The sequence below is a fragment of the Hydrocoleum sp. CS-953 genome, from assembly GCF_002260545.1.
Lineage (GTDB): Bacteria > Cyanobacteriota > Cyanobacteriia > Cyanobacteriales > Microcoleaceae > Trichodesmium.
In genome coordinates, this window is sequence record NZ_LGSU01000884.1 from 1 (window position 1) to 5244 (window position 5244).

A 5244-nucleotide genomic window follows, 5' to 3' on the forward strand; every position below is an offset into this window, starting at 1 on the left:
ACCACCAGCAACGGTCTCGGACACATTGAATACCCTGCTCATTATGAGAAAATTTTTGAGTCTAGCTAAAACTTCTCCATTAAAAAGCCCATATTTAGAGCCAAAAAAACTGTCACAATGAAATTGAGGATAAATATCAGCCACCGGACAGTTTAACTTTTCCGCTAACTTTTCTGGTATTACCTCTGTTTTATCCCCCCGTTTGGAATGCTCCCAGTCATTAAATACGAGATTGGTCTTGTCCAAGCATTGAAATATATCATCAATAGGTTTCATTGCCAAGCTATCAGCATCAAAAAAAACAAAACGTTCAAATTCTCCTTCAAACGCTGCAAACTTACGATGAACAAAGCCCTTGTACCAACCTGGCCTCAAATACTTAGGGTCTTTAGCCCTTGGATGTGCCTCCCAAACATCATTAATAAAATTATCCCACTGTTGAATTACTGATAAGTTACTGAATAAGGTAACGTTGGGACGGGACTGAATCTCCCATTTAACTTTTCTTAGGTGGTCATTATAGGGAATTATGCAAACAGGTATATGAGTNCAAAGCCCTTGTACCAACCTGGCCTCAAATACTTAGGGTCTTTAGCCCTTGGATGTGCCTCCCAAACATCATTAATAAAATTATCCCACTGTTGAATTACTGATAAGTTACTGAATAAGGTAACGTTGGGACGGGACTGAATCTCCCATTTAACTTTTCTTAGGTGGTCATTATAGGGAATTATGCAAACAGGTATATGAGTTCCAATGTTTTTTTCTATACTGTTCAGCAGAGCGACCATTTGATCGTAAACAGTATCATTAGCAAGCGTATAAATACCAGAGAACATGATTGATAATTGTCCAGCTTTTGAGCATAAATTCTGATTTATGCTATAGATATTCGCTTGACCATGAGGTAAATCAGGAAACTATAGTCATTTTAGTTTAGATTGAAATGAGGGTTTTTTGCTCTAAAGGGGGTTCAGCTAAAAAAGTGTTTCATTCTTATTTGGAATGACTATATAAATAATTGCTTCACTATGACTAAACTATAATTAACAAGAACCCATAATTTTACTTGGACAAAACTTTCTTGAGATTCTATTTATAGATCAGTTCTAATAATAGAAGTAATATTGTTAACCTAAGAGAAAGTTATAACTCAGCTCCTCACCGCCATTCTGCCTAATTCTCAAGGAGGGTCAAAATGAAAGAACAAAATCAAACTCGTAATATATCTGTTGGTATTGTGGCCAGTGTCTGTGCATTGGCAGTGGCGGTAGGNTATTGTTAACCTAAGAGAAAGTTATAACTCAGCTCCTCACCGCCATTCTGCCTAATTCTCAAGGAGGGTCAAAATGAAAGAACAAAATCAAACTCGTAATATATCTGTTGGTATTGTGGCCAGTGTCTGTGCATTGGCAGTGGCGGTAGGTGGTGGCATCGCCTTGTGGACAAATTTAAAATCAACCACCACAAAAACTTCTGATAATTCCCAGAATCTCACAAACCCCTCAACTCAAAACTCACCTAATCAAACTCTACCTGTTCCACCTCCTGCTACAATTGATTCTCCAGACTCCCAACTATCTCCTTTCTCTATCCAACCAGAACCTAAAGCAGTTACAGAAAAGACTGTGGAACTATACTGGGTTAAGGATAGTGCTGGAGAGATTGGTTTAGTTTCCTCTGGGGTAAAAATCAAAGCAGCAAACGAACCGGAAGCTATTTTGACCGCTGCTTTTGACCGTTTATTATCTGGACCAGAAAATACAGATGTGGTCAGCGCCATACCCGAAGGAACCAAAATTCAAGCCTTAACTGTGGAAAATAATGGAGTCTACATTGACTTATCTGAAGAGTTTACTTCTGGAGGTGGTAGTGCTTCAATGATGGGGCGTTTGGGACAAGTTATCTATACTGCCTCTAGTTTAGAACCAGATGTTAAAGTTTGGATTTTCGTGGGTGGTAAACCTTTAGAAATGCTGGGGGGAGAAGGATTAGAAGTATCTCAACCTATTACTCGGCAGAATTTCCAACAAGAGTTTCAATTAAATTAAGGGAGTAGGGAGTAGGGAGTAGGGATTCATTCATTAATTGATAATTGATAATTGATAATTGATAATTGATAATTGATAATTGATAATTGATAATTGATAATTGATAATTGATAATTACCTCTCCCTAAAAGGGAGAGGATTGACGAATAAGGAAAAGATTTATTTTTTTCCCCTTGAAAGGGGAGGCTTCAAGGCGTGAATAATCTAATTATTTAATTGTTTAATTATTAATTATTTCGCTAAGGAAGACATTGAAAAAGTCAGGGTAGTGGAGAGTAATCAGTTAACTATGGAGTACAAAAATTTGGATAATTTATTTTCTGCTATTACCTTAGATAAGGTTTGCTGATTAAATCTAAAAGCATTTACATATAAAGACTTTAACCTTTGTATGTACGAAAAAAGTGCAAGCTTTTTGTGAACCATAGCTCATAATGTGAGGATTTTGAGGAGACAAGGACAGAAAAATTAAGGGTCAATTCTTCCAACTACATCCTCTGTAATTCCCCATTCCTCCTGACTCCTGACTCCTGACTCCTACCCTAACCCATAAAACTTATTCAGCAAACCCTATTTAATCAGAATCTCGATTTACAGTATCGGGGGAAAAAGCAGGCAAACAAATAGCAATATATTCTGCTCCCTCTGCGCCAGGGGTACTATATCTTACCCATTCTCCTTTACGAGCTATGACTGCTTGGCCAGGATTAACTTCTAATTTTCCACCTTCATATTCAACACATAGAGTCCCCTTAAGCACCAGAGTAAATTCATCAAATTCTGGCCTTTGACCTGGTTCCATCCAACCACTGGGAGAGTGCATTTGGGCAATGCTAATAACATCAGTTTGACTATTTACACGACCAATATACTCATCAATTTGCTTAGGTTTATTACCAGTAGATTCAATCCTAGTAGGTTTTTCAATTAATTCTGCCATGATATTAATATTGATAAACTTTAGCAAGTGCTTGCTAATTAAATCTCAAAATTGACATATAAACGCTTTAGCGTTTTTGGGGTCGAAAAAAGTCCCAGGTCTTCCGTGCTTAAAACTCATGTATGTTGATATGCATGAGCAGACAAGATTCGATCGCCTAAGCGGAACGGAGTTCTATCTCCCCAACCTCCCCACACTCCCCAACACTCTGCCTTTTTTCAGCAAACCCTAATTAGGGTTAACTAACATTAGAGGTTGATTGTATTCAACAGGTTCTCCATTCTGAATTAAAATTTCCACAATTTGTCCAGATACCTCAGCCTCAATCTCATTCATTACCTTCATCGCTTCAATAATACAAACTGTTTGGCCAGAAGTAATCCGATCGCCCACTTCCACAAAAGGTGGTTCATCTGGAGCAGGAGCGCGGTAAAAAGTACCAACAACAGGAGACAAAATTTCTTCAAATTTGTTTGAAGCTGTAGGTGGCGCTGCTGAAGGTATTGCAGGGGGTTTTGACATGGCCGTTGTTTCCAACGGGGCTACAGTAGGAGAAACTAATTCGGAAACAGCATTACTCTGGTCAGGAGAAGGTAATAAGGGGCGATCGCTGAGTGAAGTTCCTTTGCGTACCGTCAGTTCTAAATCTCCACTTTTTAAAGTCAACTCGGAAATATTAGTTTGGTTTATTGCTGTTAGTAGTTCCCGAAGTTGATGTAAATCTAATTGCACAGTTCGTATATCCCCAGTTAATTGGCGTTAAACTAAATTAATTTTGAATCAAAATATAGATTTTATAGGACTTACGCGCCCGAAACCCGATTTCTATAAGAAATCCTCCTGAATGAAAAATAGACATCTAGGAAATAGGAAAAAACAGAAATAGGTTTTCTGGGTTCTCTTGCGTCAGTCCTGGTTGAGCAGAAAGTTGGCATTTATATCCCCAATATCCTTTCGAGGGAACGTCATCAGGGAATGCCAATCAATCTTGCGCTTCTACCAGAAATTTGCTATTATACATAAGGCTGCCCGTCTCGCTGTTTCTAAGGGAGCGGTCAGTAGGGAAACGTAGTATGGAGTAACCATCAGACCAGAAAAATTCTTGGTCTATAAAGGCCCTGCAATGTTTCACTGCGCCACATGAAAAGAGTAGCTCTTCTGCTTCGCTCCGCGACATGGAAAGCGGAGCATTCCCTATACGAAAAAGCAAAGCTCTAACCCAGGAGGCAAAAAGCAACATAAACTGCACGTCATAAGGTGAGCGAATCCCATTTAGTTACGCCATGCGCAACGTCAAGAGGATATCAATTATTGCTTAAGTATAGAGGTAGAAGTGTCAAATGCAAAGTTAGAAATTATAAAACTTAAGAGCAAAAAGCAGGGGATCATCCCCTGCCAGGAAGACTGAAGGACTTCTTGCCAAGCTAAAAGTCAAATAAATTACAATACAGAAATGATTTAATTCTGACTCTTGACTTACTTCTGTAAGAAGTCTAGCTTCCTGCGGTTATTCTCTGCCCTGGTAAGAGTCATTTCGGGTATCTATCTTAATACGTTCTCCTTTAGATATAAATAAGGGAACCATAATTTGAGCGCCTGTTTCCACAGTAGCAGGTTTACTACCACCAGTAGCAGTATCTCCCTTAACACCAGGGTCAGTTTCGATTACTTCTAATACTACCGAGTTTGGAAGTTCCACCTCTATTACTTGTTCTCCCCACATAATTACATTGACCTCCATACCCTCACTTAGATATTTAACACGCTCACCAATTTGCTCGGAACTTAGGCTGGCCTCTTCATAAGTTTCCATATCCATAAATACAAATTGGTCAGCATCTTTATAGGTATGCTGCATCTTCTTTTTGTCCAAAGTAGCTTGAGGGACTGTTTCTCCAGCTCTAAAAGTTCGCTCCACAACACTACCATTTTGTGCATTTTTGAGCTTTGTCCGAACAAAAGCAGAACCTTTACCTGGTTTAACGTGTAGAAATTCTACTACTCGCCAAACTGAACCATCTAACTCTATACTCACACCGGGGCGAAAATCATTACTAGAAATCATATAACACCGTGATTGCGGTTTTTAATTATTCAGATTAGAACTTAACATTAGACATCCTACAATACTCTCTATAAATATTTGAAGGGGTTTCCCAGTTACAAGGAAATATTCAGGAGTGGGGGAGTGGAGGAGTCGGGGAGGAGTCGGGGAGTAGGAGTCGGGGAGTCGGGGAGTTGCAGGAGTAGGGG

The 5244-nt window shown here is 39.1% G+C and carries 4 protein-coding genes and 1 pseudogene; 1 reads left to right on the forward strand and 4 read right to left on the reverse strand.

The features are described 5' to 3' along the window. A pseudogene (locus AFK68_RS11720) lies at window positions 1–549 on the reverse strand (hypothetical protein); the annotation flags it as partial. Window positions 550–1349: 800 nt separating this feature from the next. Between AFK68_RS11720 and AFK68_RS11730 the strand changes: the two are divergent. Continuing rightward, window positions 1350–2051, forward strand: coding sequence for a GerMN domain-containing protein (locus AFK68_RS11730; protein ID WP_094672937.1), 702 nt, complete (start codon window positions 1350–1352; stop codon window positions 2049–2051). A 574-nt stretch (window positions 2052–2625) separates the two neighbouring features. Here AFK68_RS11730 and AFK68_RS11735 read toward each other — a convergent pair. The 3 genes from AFK68_RS11735 to efp form a co-directional block, all read right to left on the reverse strand. Then, window positions 2626–2991, reverse strand: a complete 366-nt coding sequence (locus AFK68_RS11735; protein WP_094672939.1) for a cupin domain-containing protein — start codon at window positions 2989–2991, stop codon at window positions 2626–2628. 228 nt (window positions 2992–3219) lie between these two features. Further along, window positions 3220–3723 (reverse strand): acetyl-CoA carboxylase biotin carboxyl carrier protein, encoded by a 504-nt coding sequence (gene accB / locus AFK68_RS11740; protein WP_094672941.1) that lies wholly within the window; start codon window positions 3721–3723, stop codon window positions 3220–3222. A gap of 775 nt (window positions 3724–4498) precedes the next feature. Continuing rightward, window positions 4499–5056: an elongation factor P gene (efp, locus tag AFK68_RS11745; RefSeq protein ID WP_094672943.1), complete on the reverse strand. Its 558-nt coding sequence runs from the start codon at window positions 5054–5056 to the stop codon at window positions 4499–4501. Between the last annotated feature and the right edge of the window lie 188 nt (window positions 5057–5244).